10 protein-coding genes are annotated in these 17,178 nt (G+C 73.3%); 5 read left to right on the plus strand and 5 right to left on the minus strand.

The window, feature by feature from the left end; all coding sequences use genetic code 11:
• Window positions 1–2 precede the first annotated feature (2 nt).
• Entirely contained in the window at window positions 3–3,902 is a 3,900-nt protein-coding gene (locus AB0P24_RS16735) for an AAA domain-containing protein (RefSeq protein ID WP_365794518.1), read from the plus strand.
• A gap of 386 nt (window positions 3,903–4,288) precedes the next feature.
• Here the strand turns inward: AB0P24_RS16735 and AB0P24_RS16740 are convergent, their stop codons facing one another.
• Window positions 4,289–5,638, minus strand: coding sequence for a HAMP domain-containing sensor histidine kinase (locus tag AB0P24_RS16740; RefSeq protein WP_365794520.1), 1,350 nt, complete (start codon window positions 5,636–5,638; stop codon window positions 4,289–4,291).
• A 224-nt stretch (window positions 5,639–5,862) separates the two neighbouring features.
• A complete protein-coding gene (locus tag AB0P24_RS16745) occupies window positions 5,863–6,591 on the minus strand; it encodes a response regulator transcription factor (protein ID WP_365794522.1) in 729 nt (242 codons plus the stop codon).
• Window positions 6,592–6,811: 220 nt separating this feature from the next.
• Here AB0P24_RS16745 and AB0P24_RS16750 point away from each other — a divergent pair, with 220 nt between their 5' ends.
• Both AB0P24_RS16750 and AB0P24_RS16755 read left to right on the plus strand, forming a co-directional pair.
• A complete protein-coding gene (locus tag AB0P24_RS16750; protein WP_365794524.1) occupies window positions 6,812–9,043 on the plus strand; it encodes an MMPL family transporter in 2,232 nt (743 codons plus the stop codon).
• Window positions 9,040–9,780, plus strand: a complete 741-nt coding sequence (locus tag AB0P24_RS16755; protein WP_365794526.1) for an LmeA family phospholipid-binding protein — start codon at window positions 9,040–9,042, stop codon at window positions 9,778–9,780. The genes AB0P24_RS16750 and AB0P24_RS16755 overlap by 4 nt, the downstream gene beginning before the upstream one ends.
• Before the next feature lie 86 nt (window positions 9,781–9,866).
• On the opposite strand, the gene AB0P24_RS16760 is transcribed toward AB0P24_RS16755, so the two are convergent.
• Window positions 9,867–10,295: a MarR family transcriptional regulator gene (locus AB0P24_RS16760; protein WP_365794528.1), complete on the minus strand. Its 429-nt coding sequence runs from the start codon at window positions 10,293–10,295 to the stop codon at window positions 9,867–9,869.
• Between the two features lie 99 nt (window positions 10,296–10,394).
• On the opposite strand from AB0P24_RS16760, the gene AB0P24_RS16765 reads away from it, so the two are divergent.
• Together AB0P24_RS16765 and AB0P24_RS16770 are read left to right on the plus strand one after the other, a co-directional pair.
• The gene (locus tag AB0P24_RS16765; RefSeq protein WP_365794530.1) at window positions 10,395–11,048 is read left to right on the plus strand and encodes an MBL fold metallo-hydrolase; all 654 of its coding nucleotides are present in this window, start codon (window positions 10,395–10,397) and stop codon (window positions 11,046–11,048) included.
• A gap of 28 nt (window positions 11,049–11,076) precedes the next feature.
• Window positions 11,077–11,934 (plus strand): fumarylacetoacetate hydrolase family protein, encoded by an 858-nt coding sequence (locus AB0P24_RS16770; protein ID WP_365794532.1) that lies wholly within the window; start codon window positions 11,077–11,079, stop codon window positions 11,932–11,934.
• Between the two features lie 102 nt (window positions 11,935–12,036).
• Here the strand turns inward: AB0P24_RS16770 and AB0P24_RS16775 are convergent, their stop codons facing one another.
• Window positions 12,037–14,475 (minus strand): SpoIIE family protein phosphatase, encoded by a 2,439-nt coding sequence (locus tag AB0P24_RS16775; protein ID WP_365794534.1) that lies wholly within the window; start codon window positions 14,473–14,475, stop codon window positions 12,037–12,039.
• A gap of 63 nt (window positions 14,476–14,538) precedes the next feature.
• Complete coding sequence (locus AB0P24_RS16780; protein ID WP_365794536.1) at window positions 14,539–17,004, minus strand: SpoIIE family protein phosphatase; 2,466 nt, start codon at window positions 17,002–17,004, stop codon at window positions 14,539–14,541.
• Window positions 17,005–17,178: the final 174 nt, after the last annotated feature.

Below are 17,178 nucleotides of genomic sequence, written 5' to 3' on the forward strand. Positions count from 1 at the left end.
CGATGACCGACAACGACCGGCACGCGTTGCTCGTCGGCGTCTCCACGTACGACAGCGAGAGGTACGCCGACCTCCCGGCCGTACGCGCCGATCTGCACTACATGCGGGCCGTGCTGGAGAACACCGAGATCGGCATGTACAACGAGTGCGCGCTGGCCGCCGAGCCGACGCGGGCGGAGATGCTGCACGCCGTCGAGACGTTCCTGGAGGCACGGCAGCCGAGTGAGACGGCGCTGCTCTACTTCAGCGGGCACGGCGAGTACTGCGAGCAGGACGGCCAGTTGTACTTCCTGACCCGGGACACCGACCCGGCCGACCTGCCGGGCACGGCCGTGCCGGCGGAGTTCCTGGAGCGGATGCTGCAGTCCTGCCGGGCCGCCTCCAAGCTGGTCCTGCTGGACTGCTGCTCCAGCGGGTCCGTCGTCCAGGGCTGGACCGCGAAGGGCCCCTCGGGGGAACCGGACCGGCCCGCGCCGAGCACCCTGCTGCGGCCGACCGGCGTGTACTTCATCACCGCGTCCGACGCCCTCCAGGCGGCCTCCGCGATGGCGCCGCCCGGGTCAGGCCTCGGCACCTCCCGGTTCACCGGGGAGATCGTCGAGGGGCTGCGCAACGGTCGGATCAAGGAGGGCGGCTGGATCACGCCGGACGACCTCTTCGACTACCTGACCGCGCAGATGACCCGCGACGGCGTACCGGAGGAGCAGCAGCCCACCAAGTCCACGATCAGGGCGACGCGGAGCCTTCCCTTCGCCCGGTCGGTGGCACGGCCGGTGCGGCTCCCCGAGCTGCCCCAGGACGCCGCCGGTACCGCCCGGCGTTCCCCCGCGCTGCTGAAGGCCAGGGAGCTGGCGGAGGCGGACGAGCGGGACGGCGTCGACCGGGAGGGGCTGCTGCGGTACTACGCGGACTGCCTCACCGCGCAGGCGGCGGCCGGAATGCGGCCGGACCGGGACGGCGGCCGGAACAAGAAGTACTTCCTGCTGGCCCAGGGCGAGGAGACCATCCAGTCGGGGCGCGGACCGCACATCGTCGCGCCCGGAGCGCTGCCCCGGCCGGAGGGGCGGAGCGGCTCGGACACCGAGGCGGCGGCGCGGCAGGAGTACTGGTACGGCTATCCGGCGATCACGCTGCCCGCACGGGACGGCGGCCGGGGGCGGCGCGCCACGGTGGAGCTGGCACCGCTGCTCATCCAGCAGATGGAGCTGGCGCCGGACGAGGACGGCCGGGACGTGCTCCGGCCCAGCGGTGTGCCGTCCCTGCACAGCGGCGTCGTCTCCGAACTCCTGGACGCGGGTGACGCGGCCGACCTGGTCGCGCGCTGGCAGCCGGCCTGGCAGGAGGGCAACGACGCCCAGATGCTGCGCGCCGTAAGGGAGTTGCTGGACGAGCTGGGGCTGCCGGAACTCGAACCGCTGGACCCGTCCGCGCTGAGCGACCGCACGGTGATGCAGGCGCTGCGGCCCGGCGCGCACAACGCGGCCGTGCTGCTGGTGCCTTCCGGCGCGGAGGCCATGGCCACCCAGGCGCTGGTGGAGAACCTGCTCCAGATCTCCACGCGGACCACGCAGATCACGGGCACCGCCCTGGACGCGCTGCTGACCGGCGGGGCCCGCCAGATGCCGGCCGCGACCGCCCTCGCGGCGGACCCGGTGACGCCCGTCGCTCCGGGACCGTGCAACGAGAGCCAGGAGCTGGTGATCTCGTCGGCGATGACCCAGCCGCTGACGGTGGCGACCGGACCGCCCGGCACGGGCAAGAGCGAGGTCGTCACGGCGGTCGTCACCACCTGTGTCGCCGCGGGGCAGTCGGTGCTGGTCGCCTCCACGAACAACGAGGCCGTGAACGTCGTCGCCCAGCGCTGCGACGACATCGCACCCGGCCTGCTCATGCGGACGGGCAACGCGGAGGCGCTGGAGCGGGAGGCGGCCAAACTGGAACGGCTGCTCGCCGAACCGGCCGAGGCGCCGCGGCGCGGATCGGCCACTGTGGGCGGCGACCTGCGCAACACCCGGGGAAACGCCGACCGGCTGCGGGCGCAGGCGGCACACCGCGTCGGTGAGGAAGGGCAGTTGCTGGAACTGCTCCGCGACCGGGAGGAGCGGGCCGCGGCCCTGGAGCTGCCACTGTCCCTGCTCGAAGGGGTCTGGGCGGCGGACGTCGACGGCGTCGCAGCGCTGGGCCGGTGGGCGGAGCGGGCGCGGAAGACGGCCGGGGCCCGCTGGTGGCAGCTCGGATCGTGGCGGCGCGGGCGCGCGCTCGCCGCGCTGGTCGCGGCGGGGGCCGAGCGCCCGGACGGTGCCGGACCGGCCTGGCCGGAGTGGGCGACGCAACGACCCGTGCCGCCCGAACTGCTGGAATCCCTGGCCGGGATCGTGTCCGTGGAGCGGCAGGTGCGGGAACTCGTCCACCGGCACGGGGAATGGGACGAGGAAGGGCTCAAGCAGTCCCGGCTCGCGACGGCGGAATCGCTGTCCGGGCTGTCGGCGGAACTGTCCCGTGCGCTGTCCGCCGAGGCCCTGGACCGGGCCACCGGGCCCATGAACCAGCGGCTCCAGGCGCTCCGCCGCCGCTCCGGCTACCAGCGCAGCCAGAAGAACCTGATGACGCACATCAAGGGGTGGGCCGTCAGCACCCACTCGGTGCGGCAACTGGAACTCGCCCCGAAGCTGTTCGATCTCGTGGTCATCGACGAGGCCAGCCAGTGCTCCATCCCGTCGGTGCTGCCGCTGCTGTTCCGGGCCCGCCGGGCACTGATCATCGGGGACCCCATGCAGCTCGGGCACATCCCCGGCGTGTCACCGCAGCAGGAGCGTCAGGCACGGGTTCGGGCCGGGCTGAGCGCCGCGCAGCTGGAGCACCACCGCCTCACCTACCACGTGTACTCCTCGTACCATGCGGCCGAACAGCACGGCGACAGCGCGCTGCTCCTCGACGAGCACTACCGCTGCCACCCGCGGATCGCGGACGTCGTCAACGGCCACTGCTACGGCGGCCGGTTGCGGGTGCTGACCGACGTGCGGCGGCAGGTGCCGGCGCACGACCCGGTAGGAGCGGCCGACCCGGCACCGGTGCTCGGCTGGGTCGACGTACCGTCCGGGGAATCGGCACGCGGCGGCGACGGGCAGTCCTGGCGGAACGCGGAGGAGGCGGAGGCCGTCCGGCGCGTGGTCGACGGACTGCTGGCAGGGCTACCGCCGGACGCGACCGTGGGAGTGGTCACGCCCTTCCGGGCGCAGAAGGAGACACTGGCACGGATGTGGCGGGACGACGACCGCGTCCGGGTCGGCACGGTCCACACCTTCCAGGGCGGGCAGCGGGACGTGATGGTGCTCAGCCCGGTGGCGGCGCACAACACACCGCCCCGGACGACGCACTGGGTCGCGAGCCAGGTCAACCTGTGGAACGTGGCGGTCACCCGCGCCAAGTCGCAGCTGATCACGGTGGGAGGCCGTGCCTTCTGGCAGGACCAGAGCGGACTGCCCGCCCTCCTCGCCGGGCGTTCGGCTCCGCTGGGAGCGGGCGACGACGGCACGACGGCCGAGGCCGGCGCGTCCGGCCCGGTGGCCGAGGCCCGCGCGGACCTCGCCGACCGCCTGCAGCGGTACCTGGCCGGACGGGGCATCACCGATCTGGAGCGGGCCGTGCTGGTGGGCGGCCACCCGGTCGACCTGCTGTTCACCGACGCCGGCGAGAACACGGCGGTGCTGATCGACCCCGGCGCGGGGCCCGGTGCGGACCCCGCGCGGCACCTCCGGCTGACCCACGCGCGAGGCGACCTGCTCACCGGCCTGCCCTCCGGGGGTCATGGGGCCAAGCCCTGCCCCGTGAGCCGGACGGTGCGCGTGCCCGCCTGGCGGATCCTCGCGGGCGAGACCGCGCTGGCACCGCTGTTCGGCTGAGCACCGGGCAAGGCGGCCGGGCCCGGACGGCCAGGTGCCCGGCGGCGCCCGGCGGCGGTCCGCTCAGCCGCCGGGCGGACTCCGCACGGCGTACGGCATGTGCTGGACGTTGCCCTCCCGTAGCCTCTCCGTCGGCCCGCCCCACCCCCTCGCTGGTCGAGAGCGGACCGTGCGCGCAGCCGCTCAGCCATTCCTCGCCCGTCGAGCAGCCGCCACGACTCACTCAGAACATGGTCGACCACGATGTCGTCGACCACCTTCACCGGTCGATCACGAGTTCCTCTGTCCCGGGCTCCCGGCCGGTGGGAGCAGGAAGCGCGGGGAGACGGTGGACTGCCGTCAACTGGGTTTTGGCGTTCAGAGGTGGGGGCCGTGCCCGAGCGGTGTCAGTACGCATCCGTGGGGGGCAGCCGGACGGTGAAGCATGCGCCGCCTTCGGGTCCGTGGCCGACGACGGTGATGCGTCCGCCGAGGCGGGCCGCCAGCTTGTCGGCGATGGCGAGTCCCAGTCCGCTGCCCACCGGGCGGGTCGCCCGGTAGCGGTCGCGCAGGACTCCCCTGCGGAACGCCGTGGCCTCGTCCTCGGGTTCGAGGCCGGGCCCGCCGTCGCGGACCTGAAGCCGCGGGCCGTCCGTGCCGCCGGGCTCGCCGGCGCGCAGCGCCAGGACGACGGGCGCCCCGGCCGGAACGACACGAAGGGCGTTGCCGATCAGGCCGTCGAGGAGCTGCCGCACGCGGAAACCGTCGGTGACCGCCTCGACGGGGGCCGTGGGCAGTTCGGTCCGCAGGACGACTCCGTACTCGTCGGCCTTGACCCGCCAGGCGGCGGCCGCCTGTCCGACGACGTCCGCCAGGTCGGTGGGGGCCGGATCGAGACGGAAGTCGTCGGCCTCCAGTCGCGCCAGGGCGAGCAGGTCGCTGGTGAACGCCTCGAGCCGGTGTGTCTCGGCCAGCAGGGTGGTGCCGACCTGGGCGGTCTCATCAGCCGCGACGACGCCGTCTGCCAGAGCCTCGGCGTATCCGGTGACGACGGTGAGGGGGGTGCGGATCTCGTGGGAGACGGACAACAGGAACTCCCGCTGCCGCTGTTCGGCGTCGGCCAGGGCCGCGTCCAGCACGGCCAGCGAGTGGTGCAGTGCCTCGGCCTCGGCCGTGCCGCCCGGCTGGTGTCCGGGCAGCCCCCGCTCGCCCGCGGCGAGCCGTCCGGCCGCCGTGGCGGCCGTCGCCAGGGGGCGGGCGATGCGGCCGCCCGCGGCCGCGCCGACGAGGGCCGCGCCGCACAGACCGATGAGCAGGGGGAGGACGAGTGCCCGCCGGGTGCCGTCGACGGCCTCCTGCACGTAGGTGGCCGGGCGGGTCAGCACAGCCGCGCCTCCGTTCGGGCCGGGGCGGCCCTCCACCAGGATCTGCTCTCCCGCGAGGCTGCCCGAGGACGACAGTTCGTGCCCGGCCAGCAGCGTGTCCCGGTCGGCGTGGGTGAGGACGGCCGCGGCCGAACCGGAGACGGAGCCGTCCGGCGCGATGACCGCGACGCGCACGCCGGCGACTTGTGCGTAGGGCCCGGCGCCCTGCGCGAGGAGCGTGGAGAGAGCGGGCAGCCGGGCGAGGGCCTGGGCCTGGCGCCCGAGCTGGTCACGCTCGCGGTGCTCGGCCTGACGGCCCGCCGCCTGCCAGGCGGTCACCCCGGTCAGGGCCGCCGCCAGTAGCGCCACCGAGGCCGTGGATGCCGCCAGCACCCAGCGCAGCGACGGCGGCCGAGAGCCCGCCGGCAGCAGGTGCCTCGCCGCGCGCCGGACGCGCCGGAGACGCCGGAGACGCCGGAGACGCCGGAGACGCCGGATCAGCGTCGTGCGCCGAAGCGTCGTGTGCCGAAGGACCGACGCCCGCCGTGCCGACCCCGCGCCCGCCAGGTGCCCGGTGCCCAGCGCTCCCCGGCCGTCCGGACCGGAGGGTGTTCCCCTCACTGGGGCATCCGGTAGCTGTAGCCGACACCGCGGACCGTCCGGATCGGGGTGGGTTCGCCCAGTTTGGCGCGGAGCTGCGAGACATAGACGTCCACGACCCGTCCGTCCCCGTAGTCGGCCTGCCCCCACACGGTGGCCATCAGCTGGGCCCGGCTGAACACCTGGCCCGGGCTGCGCGCCAGGTGGTACAGCAGGTTGAACTCGGTCGTCGTCAGCTCCGCCGGGGCGCCGTCCACGCACACCGTGCGGCGCGCCGGGTCCACTCTGATCCGGCCCCGCACCAGCGGTCCCGGCTCGGGCGGGCCGGCGGTGCGCCGCAGCACCGCGTTCACCCGGGCGACCAGTTCGCGGGGGGAGAACGGTTTGGTGACGTAGTCGTCGGCGCCCAGTTCCAGGCACAGCACCCGGTCGGCCTCCTCGTCGCGGGCGGTGACCAGCAGCAGGGGAGTCCAGTCGTGCGCGGCGCGCAGCCGGCGGCAGAACTCGACCCCGTCGACCGCCCCGGGCAGGCCGATGTCCAGCAGGACCGCGACCGGCCGCAACCGCGCCAGCGCCGCCAGACCGGCCTCGCCGTCCCCCTCGACGTGCACCCCGAAGCCCTCCCGGGCAAGGTAGAGCCGCTCCAGCTCGGCGATGCGGTGTTCGTCCTCCACCACCAGCACCAGTCCGCGGACGGCGCGGGGCGCCGAGCCGGGCAGGACCGAGGGTGGGTCTGCGGTGGGCACGGGCTGTTCACTCTCCTGACCGCGGCCGGTGCGTCCCGTCCAGGGCCTGGCCGGCGCACTCGTCGCGTCCGTCGATGTTAGTGCCGCCGGGCGGTGTGGACCGGGCGGGACCGGCGGCCTTACATTCCCCGAACATTCACCGGACAGGGCCTTGGTACGGCGGGCCCAGACTGCTGCCGCGGCGCTGCCGCATGTCCGTTCCCCCTGTCATGAGGTGACGATGTCCACCGCACAGCCCACTCTCCCGGACGCACGGCCGCAGGCCGTACGCCGCCCCGGACCGCTCCACCGCACGGGGCGCTGGTGCGCGCTGCGGCCGCGCCGGGTCGTGGCCGCCTGGCTGCTCCTGCTCGCCGCCTTCCTCGGCCTGGCACACGCCTTCGGCGGCACGTACAGCGACGACTTCACGCTGCCCGGGACCCAGGTGCAGACCGGCACCGATCTGCTGAAGGTGCACGCGTCGGGCGTCGGCAGGGGCACGCAGTCCCCGATCGTCCTGCACACCGCGCACGGCACCGTCCAGGACCACGAGCAGGAAGTGGCGGACGCCGTGGCGGCCCTGGGCAAGGTCCCGCACGTCCTGGGGGTGACCGACCCGCTGAGCCCCGGCGCCCCCGCCGGCTCGCTCGCCGAGGACGGCCGGACGGCACTGGTGCAGGTGTCCTTTGACGCCAACCCGGGGAGCTACGAGGACGGGTGGCTCAGCCGGATCGACCGGGCCGTGGCGGGCCTGCGGCACGACGGTGTCCAGGTCGAGTACGGAAGCCAGCTCGGCCAGTCCGTGGCCAAGGGGGGAGGCGACCGGCTGCCGGAACTCATCGGACTCGCCACGGCGATCATCGTCCTGCTGTTCGGTTTCGGCTCGGTCGTCGCGGCCGGGGTGCCGCTGGTGGCGGCCGTCGCCGGACTCGGCGTGGGGCTGCTCGCCCTGAAGGTGCTCGCCTCGCACATCGGCTTCGCCACCACCGCCCCGACCCTGGCCAGCATGATCGGCCTCGGCGTGGGCCTGGACTACGCCCTGTTCCTGACCACCCGTCACCGGCGCCTGCTGCGCGACACCGGCGACGTGGGCGAGGCGGCCGGCCGCGCGGTGGCCTCCAGCGGACGTGCCGTGCTCGTGGCCGCGGGCACGGTCGCCGTCGCGCTGGCCGGGCTCAACGCGTCCGGCATCTCCTTCCTGGGCGCGCTCGGTGCCGCCGCCTGCCTCACCGTCGTCACCGCCGCGGTCGCCGCTCTCACCCTCACCCCCGCGCTGCTCGGCTGGTTCGGTCCGCGTGTCGACCGCTGGCGGGTCCGCCGGCCCGTCGACGAACCCGACGGCGGCCAGGACTTCTGGCACCGCTGGGCGGGCGGCATCCGGCGCCACCCGGCACGGGCGTTGGCCGGCGGTCTGCTGCTGCTCGGCGTCCTCGCGGCACCCGCCCTGTCCATGCGCACGGCGCACGTCGACGCCGGCGCCGCCGCCCCCGACACCACCGGGCGCCGGGCGTACGACCTGATCTCCAGCGCCTTCGGGCCGGGCGCCAACGGCCCCCTCACCCTCGTCGTCACCCTCGCCCAGGACCACGCCCCGACCGACGCCGACCGGTCCCGGGTGGCGGGGGAACTCCACGACGCACTCGCGGCGGACCCGCGGGTCGCCTCCGCGGGCACCCCGGTGGCCACCGCGGACGGGGCGCTGCTGACCACGCGGATCGTGCCCCGTACCGGGCCCCAGGACCAGGACACGGCGGACCTGGTGCACGACCTCACCGACACCGTGCTGCCCCGCACGCTCGGCCCCGAGGACGCGCACGGCTACCTCACCGGCCCCACCGCCGGCCAGATCGTCTTCCGTGACATGCTGGCCGACAAGCTCCCCCTGGTCGTCGGCGTGGTCACGGCGGCGGCCTTCGTCCTGCTGGTGCTCGTCTTCCGGGCCCCCGTCCTGGCGCTCAAGGCCGCGCTGCTCAACCTGCTGTCCATCGGCGCCGCCTGGGGTGTCCTGGTCGCCGTCTTCCAGTGGGGCTGGGGCTCCTCGCTGCTGGGCGTGGACGAACAGGTGCCCATCGAGCCCTACGTCCCGGCGCTGATGTTCGCCATCGTCTTCGGCCTGTCCATGGACTACGAGGTCTTCCTGCTGTCCCGGGTCCGTGAGCACTGGCTGGCCGGTGCGGACACCCACTCCAGCGTCGCCGAGGGCCTGGCCGCCACGGCCCGAGTCATCTCCTGTGCCGCCCTCGTCATGACCAGTGTCTTCCTCGCGTTCCTGCTGAACGACAGCGTCGTCGTCAAGATGCTGGCTCTCGGGCTCGCCCTCAGCATCGTGCTCGACGCCACGGTCGTACGGCTGATACTCGTCCCGGCCGCCATGTACCTGCTGCGTGAGGTCAACTGGTGGCTGCCGTCGTGGCTGGACCGGCTCCTCCCGCGTCTCGACGCCGAGGGCTCCGCGTCGGCCGGCGCCCGGTGAAGCGCCGGCTGCTGCCCGCCGGACGGGCCGCCCGTGCCGCCCTGGGCGCGGTGCTCGCCCTGGTGATCCTCTGCGCGTCGGGCGAGGCCGTGGTCCGGCACGCCGTGACCGAGCGGGTGACGGCCGCCCTGGGCGGCCGGCTGGGCGGCCGTCCGGACGTGTCCCTGGGGGCACGCCCGGCGCTGCTCACCCTGCTGGACGGCACCCTGCCGACGGTCACGGTGGCGGGGCGCGCGAGCGCGGCCGGTTTCACCGGCGTTGCGGTCACCGCGGTGCTGTCCGGGGCGGTCGTCGACCGGTCCCGGCACACCGCCGAGGTGTCCGGCTCCCGGGTCACCGCGGAGGTGTCCACCGCGGCGGTCACCCGGCGCCTGGCGTCGGCCGCCGGCCAGGGCGGCGCGACGGTCTCCGGCGTCACCGCCGAGCCCGCTTCCGGAACCCTCGAACTCGCCGTCCGCAGCGGTCTCGCCACCGTCAGGGTGCGGCCCGCCGTCCACGACAGCCGGCTCACGCTCTCCGTGGTGGACGGCGACGTCCTCGGCTCGGCGGCCCCCGCGGCGCTGCTCGACCGCGTGCAGTCCCGCGTGGACAGCCTCACCGCGTCGCGCCGGCGGGAAAGCCGGGACAGCGCCGCCGGCGCGCTCGGCCTGAGGCTGAAGGACGTCACCGTCACCGGCGAGGGCCTGCGGCTCGTCCTCACCGGCGGCGCGGCCACGCTGGACGGGAGCGGCTCCTGAGGAGACGTCCTGTGCGCCGCGGCCGTCCGTGCCGAGCACGTGAGCCGCCGCCCGTGGCGGCTCGCCGTCCAGGCGGCGGTCCGCGCTCACCGTTTTCGCAGGCGCGCCGTCAGCCGGGCCAGCAGGGGCAGTGCCGCCGCGAGGGTCGCGCGCTCCTCGGCGCTCAGCGAGTCGCTGATGGCGCCGCCGAGCGTCTCCGCGCGCCTGCGCCGTTCCTCGGCGAGGCGCTCGCTTCCCGCGGGAGTGAGGTGCAGCAGGAGCTTGCGGCCGTCCGCGGGGTGCGCCTCGGTACGTACCAGGCCCTGAGTCACCAGCGCCTTGACCGCCTTGGCGACCGCCTGATGGCTGACGCCCCGCTGCTGGGCGACGTCGGCGGTGGTCGTCGGGCCGTCGCGGTCGAGACAGCCCAGGACGGCGGACTCGGTCGCGGGCATGGTGTCGGCGGTGCGCACGGTGCGCACCAGTTGTCCGACGGTGAGCCGGAGTTCCTCGGCGAGTCGGTTGTCGTCGTCCATGGCGGCAACCTACCCCGATTCCCACAACCGGCCCGCAGGCGCGATATACAACCAAGGTGTACAGTTTGGTTGTAGAAACTGCGGCCCGAGAGGAATCCCGTGAAGCTCACCAAGCACGCCCACGCCTGCGTCACCGTCGAGAAGGACGACACCCGTCTGGTGATCGACCCCGGCACCTTCACCCCGGACGCGGCGGCCGCTGTCGCCCGGGCGCAAGCGGTCCTGATCACCCACGAGCACTTCGACCACTTCGACGAGAAGCTGGTCGCCGCCGCCCTCGCCGACCGGCCCGAACTGCAGGTCTACGGCACCGCCGCCGTCGCGGCGGCCCTCGGCGGCCAGGACAGCCGCGTGCACACCGTCGCCGCCGGCGACACCTTCAGCGTCGGCTCCATCCCCGTCGCCGTGTACGGGCACCGCCACGCGCTGATCCACGCCGACATCCCGTGCCCCGACAACGTCGGCTACCTCCTCGACGAGGGCACCCTCTACCACCCCGGCGACGCCTACTTCGCACCCGACGCCCCCGTGCGCACCCTGCTGCTCCCCACCAGCGGACCGTGGACGAAGCTCGGGGAAGCCGCTGACTACGTACGCGCCGTCAAGCCCGAACACATCATCCAGATCCACGAACTCATGCTCAGCGAACTCGGACAGCACTCCGTCGCCAACCTCCTGGGCGAGAACGGCCTGACCGGCACCGCGATCCAGCGCCTCGCGCCGGGCACCGCCGTCCAGCTCCAGGCCCGGTAGGGCCCCGGCTCCCCGACGAAGGAGCGGCATGCGCTTCGCGACCGTCCGCACCGGCGACACCCTCACCGGCGCCCGCATCGAGGGCGACCGCGCCGTCCTGGTCGACGCCACCGACGCCGTCGACGCGTACCGGCGCCGAGACCGGCTGCGGGACATCGGCGAGACAGACGCCGGCACCGCCCACTACGCCCGCGTCTCGCCCACCCCGGCGCACATCCTGTGCATCGGCCTCAACTACCGCAGCCACATCCGGGACCTGCGGCTCCCCACCCCCGAGTATCCGACCTTCTTCGCCAAGTTCGCCTCCACCCTGACCGGCCCACGGGACACCATCGCCCTGCCCCGCGTCAGCGACCACATCGACGGGGAGGCGGAACTGGCGGTCGTCGTCGGACGCCGCCTCCGCCGTGCCGGCCCGCAGGAGGCGACGGAGGCCATCGCCGGCTACACCGTCGCCAACGACTTGTCGATGCGCGACTGGCAGCACCGCACGACCGAAGCACTCCAGGGCAAGGTCTTCGACCGCTCCACCCCCCTGGGCCCGCTCCTTGTCACCCCCGAGGAGGTCGACGACGCCCGCGACCTGACCATCGCCTTCTCCGTCGACGGCGTCGAGTGGCAGCGCGGATCCACCGCCGACCTCGTGTTCACGCCGGCGCAACTCCTGTCCTACTGCAGTACCTTCCTCACGCTCGAACCCGGTGACGTCGTCCTGACCGGCACACCGGGAAGGACACCCCGCGCGGCCGCCCCGCTCGTACCCGGACAGCGACTGGTCACCGCGATCGAGGGCCTGGGAGAGGCCGTCAACCCGACCGCGGCCGATCCGCTGCCCGACACCCGCCCCGCCTGGCCGGAACGGAACCCCGACACCGCGATGACCTGACCTCCGCGCCCGACGGCCCGACCCGAACGCGCCGAAGCCGTCCCCGCCGCGGGGGTCGCCGGCCCGGCCCCCTCGGCAACCCGGCCTCGCGGGTCCGTCCGATCAGTGGGCGTGCGCGATGGGCTGTTCGGACCAGATGGTCTTCTGGTTCCGGCCATGGCGGCAGCCCCAGCGCTCGGCGAGTTGTGCGACCAGGAACAGGCCGCGTCCGCCCTCGTCGGTGGTGCGAGAGCGGCGCAGACGGGGTTGGGCGCTGTTTGAGTCGGTGACCTCACAGACCAGAACGTGGTGGCGGATCAGTCGCAGCTCGGCCGGCGGACGACCGTAGCGGATCGCGTTGGTGACCAGTTCACTGACGATGAGTTCGGTGGGGAAGAGGAGGTCGTCCAACCCCCATGCGGTGAGTTGTCGGGTCGTCCATGCCCGGGCATCCGAGACAGCAGCCGGATCAGCCGGTATCTGCCAGTGAGCGGTGTCCTCGGCCGGTACGGCACGGGTGCGTGCCAGCAGCAGGGTCGCGTCGTCACGCGGTGCCTCGTCCACCAGATGGCCGAGGAGGGCCCTGCCGGTCTCGTCCAGGGCGCGGTCCGGGCGGCAGGAGGTGGCGAGCGCATCGGTCAGCCGCTGGAGCCCGTCGCCGACATCGTGCGCACCTCGATGGACCAGGCCGTCGGTGTAGAGCGCGAGGACGCTGCCCGGCTCGAGGTCGATCGTGGTCGTCTCGTACGGCATGCCGCAGACGGCGAGGGGTGGCCCCGGAAGAATGTCGACGGCTTCGGCGCTCCCGTCGGGCCGCACGAGCACGGGCGGCGGGTGCCCGGCACTGGCCATGGCGCAGCGTCGGGTGACAGGGTCGTAGACCGCGTACAGGCAGGTGGCGCCCATGACGTCGTGGTCGCCAGGTGGTGCTTCCGCCGCGAGGCGCTGGACCAGGTCAGCGATCCGGGTGAGCAACTCGTCCGGCTCCAGGTCGAGGTCGGCGAGGGTCTGGATGGCTGCGCGCAGACGGCCCATGGTGGCACTGGCGGGTATGCCGCGGCCGATCACGTCTCCGGCGACGAGGGCCAGCCGGAGAGCGGGCAGGGGTATGGCGTCGTACCAGTCGCCGCTGGTGCCCGCCCCACGGCCTGTGGGCAGGTAGACGCCGGCGGTCTCGGCTGCCGGAGTGTCGGTCGTGGCCGGGGGAAGGAGTCTTTGCTGAAGGGCCACGGCCGCCCTGTGCTCGCGCGTGCAGCGGCGGGCGTTGTCGATGGCGAGCGCTCCCCGTGAGGCGATCTGCCTCATGAGATCCACCTCGTCCTCGGTGAACGGTTCGGACGGGCCGGTGCGCCAGACCACGATCGCGCCGAGGGTGACGCCGCGGGCGTGCAGGGGCGCCACCATCACCGCTCGGGTGCCGTGCGGAAGGAACTGCCCGACCAACTGCCGGCCGCCGATGAGCGCGACGAACTCGTCCCGGTCGTAGACGACCGTCTCGCCACGCTGGAAGCGGAGCAGGAGGGGGTGGTCGGACAGGGGTGGGACGAGGTTGCCGCACCGGATGCCGGGCGGCCAGGCCGCGGTGGCCGGCGCCAGCGCCGCGTTGCGCAGATGCAGATCTCCTCCGCCCAGCCGCTCGGCGGGTTCGTCACCGTCGAAGACGGCTTCCGCAAGGTCGACTGCTGCGAGGTCACCGAAGGTGGGCACAAGGACGTCCGCGAGATCCTGCGCGGTCCGCGTGATGTCCAGGGAGCCCCCCACCCGTTCGGCAACCGCATGGGCAAGATCCAGCTGTCGGCGGGCACGCAGTTGGTCGATGTCGTCCACGTACAGGGCTGCGACCCCTGCGGGCCGTCCTCGCGAGTCCTCCAGACGGAAGGCGGACAGCGACAGCGCGTGCCGCCGCGCGGGATGATGCCGCCAGCTCACTCGCCGGCTCCTGTGCATCACCGGGACTCCCGTCTCGAGCACCTGCCGCAGTACCGCCTCGATGCTCTCGGCGTCCTCGGCGCACAGCACGTCGCCCAGCCGGGCGCCCGGCTGTACGGGGCGGCCGTCGAGCGCGTCCGGCGTGGCGTTCGTCTGGACGGTGGTGAGATCAGTGTCGTGCAGGGCGACCGTGATCCGGTTATGCGCGGACAGTGCACGCAGGAGCGCTGCGCCGTGCTGGTGGTCGGCGACGTGCGGGGTGGGGGCCGCGAGCACGAGGAAGCCCGCCGAGCCGCTCACCCGTGTGGTCCGGAAGGTGACATCGATCGTGTTGCCGCACCGGTGCCGCAGTCGTACCCGGCCGGTCGCCGGCGGTGACATGGCCCGGCGCAGGCCGTGCGGGGTGTCGGCCACCAGTTCCCGCACGGGGCGGCCGTGGACCTCGTCGGCGCAGAACCCGGTCAGGTCCTGCGCTGTGCCGGTCCACCCCACCACCGCGCCTCGATCGTCGAGCACGGCTGCGGCCAGACCGTCGAAGGCTGGGAGCCTGACGCCGGGGCTGGTGCCGGAGACGCTCGTCGCTCCTTGGGAGGCACCTGCCGGGTCGGCGTTTTCAACATTCGATGTGTCCATGCTCTGGCTTCCCTTACGAGGATTCGCGGCCGGGGAGAAAGATCCTGTGGTGGCTGTCGGCGCTCACAGGGCGTCAGCTGTGGATGGCAGGTCTCGTTCGGCCCAGACGACCTTGCCGTCTGCTGCTGAGCGGGAACCCCACCTGCGCGACAGCCGGGCAACCAGGCAGAGGCCGCGGCCGTGCTCGTCGAGAGGACGCAGATGACGGGGGCGTGGTTGGCCGGTGTTGCTGTCGGAGACCTCACACGTGAGGACCCGGTGCTGGATGAGCCTCAGGCGGCTCGGGCCGTTACCGTGACGGATCGCGTTGGTGACCAGTTCACTGACGATCGACTGCACCGGTGCCACCAGCGGCTCCAGACCCCATTGCCTGAGCTGACGGGCAGCCAGCTGCCGGGCTGCCCGGACGGTGCCGGGTTCGTTCGGCAGATCCCAGGAGGCGACCTGGGCGGGTCGCAGCGCGCGCGTCCGCGCAAGAAGCAAGGTGACATCATCGGCCGGCGTCTGAGCCGACACGTTCTCCATCGCCCGCGAGCACAACTCCTCAAGGGAGGCCCCGGGCTGCGTCAGGGCGGCGCCCAGCCGCCGCAGGCCCACGTCGATGTCCTCGCCGCGGGACTCGACCAGGCCGTCGGAGTAGAAGGCGAGCACGCTTCCTTCGGGCAGCTCCAGTTCCACGGACTCGAAAGGCACCAGCCCGAGCCCCAGGCCCAGCGGGGCCCCGGCGGGCAGATCGGGGATGGTGACCCGGCCCTGTGCGCCTACGATCAGGGGCGGTGGATGCCCGGCCCGCGCCATCGTGCACCGTCGGGTGACCGGGTCGTAGACGGCGTACAGACAGGTGGCACCCACCACCGCGGGAACCGTGTCGGAGACGTCGGCCTCGTCGTTCAGCCGCCGGACCGTGTCGTCGAGGTGCGCCAGCAGTTCGTCCGGTGGCAGGTCGAGGTCCGCGAGCGTGCGCACGGCTGTACGCAGCCTGCCCATGGTCGCCGCGGCATTGATGCCGTGCCCCATCACATCGCCGACGACCAGGGCCACCCGGGCTCCGGACAGCTCGATCACGTCGAACCAGTCACCCCCCACGCCGTGATCCATGTCGGCCGGCACATAGCGCGAGGCGACCTCGACGGCGGCACCGCCGTGCACCCGGCGAGGGAGCAGGGCGCGTTGCAGCGTGAGGGCCGCGGTGCGCTCACGCGCGTACTGCAACGCGTTGTCCAGGCACAGTGCGGCCCGGGTGACCAGCTCCTCGGCCAGGAGCAGGTCGTCCTCCTGGAACGGCGTCTGTTCCACGGAGCGGCCGAACAGCGCCAGTCCCAGCACGCAGCGCCGCGCACGGATGGGTACGACCATCAAGGAGTGGACGCCGCTGTCGCGTACCTTCTGCGCCCGCACCGGGTCGTGGTCGACCCAGGGGCCGGAACGAGTGTCCAGCACCGGCTCCAGGTACGACCGTCCCGTGCGCATGGCGGCTGAGAACAACGAGTCGGGGTCGGCGTGGACCACTTCTTCACGTACCCACGGCAACTCGAGGACCCCCAGGTCGATGGAGGCCAGGCCGGCGCGGCGCAGCAGCGGCGGGCGGCCACTGGTCGTGCCGGTCCGCGCCGACGGCTCGACGCCGAACGGAACAGACTCCACGAGATCGACCAAGGCGTGGTCGGCCAGAAGGGGCACGACGAGATCTGCCAGTTCCTGACCGGTCTGCATCACGTCCAGGGTGCTCCCGATGTGCGTGCCGGCCTCGCTGAGGATGGCGAGGCGCTCACGTGCCCGCCGGTTCCCGGTGACGTCCACGGTCATGGAGCACACGCCCAGCGGGGTGCCGTCCGCGCCCTGGAGGCAGAAGAACGAGGCGGAGAACGCGTGCTCACGGGGCCGGTCCGCAGGCGGCCACGCACGGTACTCGTGCACCGTCGTCGTGCCGCTCTCCAGCACCTGCCGCATCACGACCTTGAGCGCTTCGGCCTCGACGGCGGGCAGTGAGCCCTTCAGACCACGCCCGAAGCGCCGGTGACGAGGCACGCCGTCGTGCCGCTCCATGGCGTCGTTCACCCATACGCAGCGCAGCTGCGCGTCATAGACGACGATGCCGATCGGGGCCCGGGCAAGGAGTGACTCCCGCACCGGTCCCCCGCCCCCCGCCGGAGACAGGGAGCCTATGTCCGTCACGGACACCAGCCACCGGGTGCCGGCGTCCCGTCCCCGCAGCAGTGAGACCCGCAGCGTCATCCTGAGCGTGCGGCCGTCGCGGTGGCGTATCGCCGCGGCGCCGGACCAGCCGCCCTGCGCACGGCACTGCTCGGAGAACGCCGAAGCCCTCCGGGCGTCCTCGGGAGGCGGCAGCACGTGTGCGGCGGAGCGGCCCACCACCTCGCCGGCCGCATAGCCGACGAGCTGCTGGGCGGCGTGCGTCCACCCCACGACGATGCCCTCGGCATCGAGCATCGCTATCGCGGCATCGGGCACCTCAGGGGTGCCGCCCGGGTCGGCGAGGAGGGTGAGGGTGTGGTCAGTGTGCGTCATCGCGGTCCGTCCCATCGGTGCGGAAGTAAGAGCGTCGGCATGTGGCCCGGCGACCCTGTGTGCAGCCGTGGTGAACGGCGATGTCCCGGTGAGCGGCACACGGTGCGGCGAATCTCATATCTGGGCAATTCGCCCATTTATGACGAAATCATCAGATGCACTCGCGTGGATGTC

Origin of the sequence: Streptomyces sp. NPDC086519 (assembly GCF_040686075.1) — a bacterium.
Taxonomy (GTDB): domain Bacteria; phylum Actinomycetota; class Actinomycetes; order Streptomycetales; family Streptomycetaceae; genus Streptomyces; species Streptomyces shenzhenensis.

Excerpts from the sequence above, each read along its gene's own strand:
- AB0P24_RS16735 (WP_365794518.1), top strand. The coding sequence starts at position 3 with ATGACCGACAACGACCGGCACGCGTTGCTCGTCGGCGTCTCCACGTAC.
- AB0P24_RS16750 (WP_365794524.1), top strand. The coding sequence starts at position 6,812 with ATGTCCACCGCACAGCCCACTCTCCCGGACGCACGGCCGCAGGCCGTA.
- AB0P24_RS16760 (WP_365794528.1), bottom strand. The coding sequence starts at position 10,295 with ATGGACGACGACAACCGACTCGCCGAGGAACTCCGGCTCACCGTCGGA.
- AB0P24_RS16770 (WP_365794532.1), top strand. The coding sequence starts at position 11,077 with ATGCGCTTCGCGACCGTCCGCACCGGCGACACCCTCACCGGCGCCCGC.
- AB0P24_RS16775 (WP_365794534.1), bottom strand. The coding sequence starts at position 14,475 with ATGGACACATCGAATGTTGAAAACGCCGACCCGGCAGGTGCCTCCCAA.
- AB0P24_RS16780 (WP_365794536.1), bottom strand. The coding sequence starts at position 17,004 with ATGACGCACACTGACCACACCCTCACCCTCCTCGCCGACCCGGGCGGC.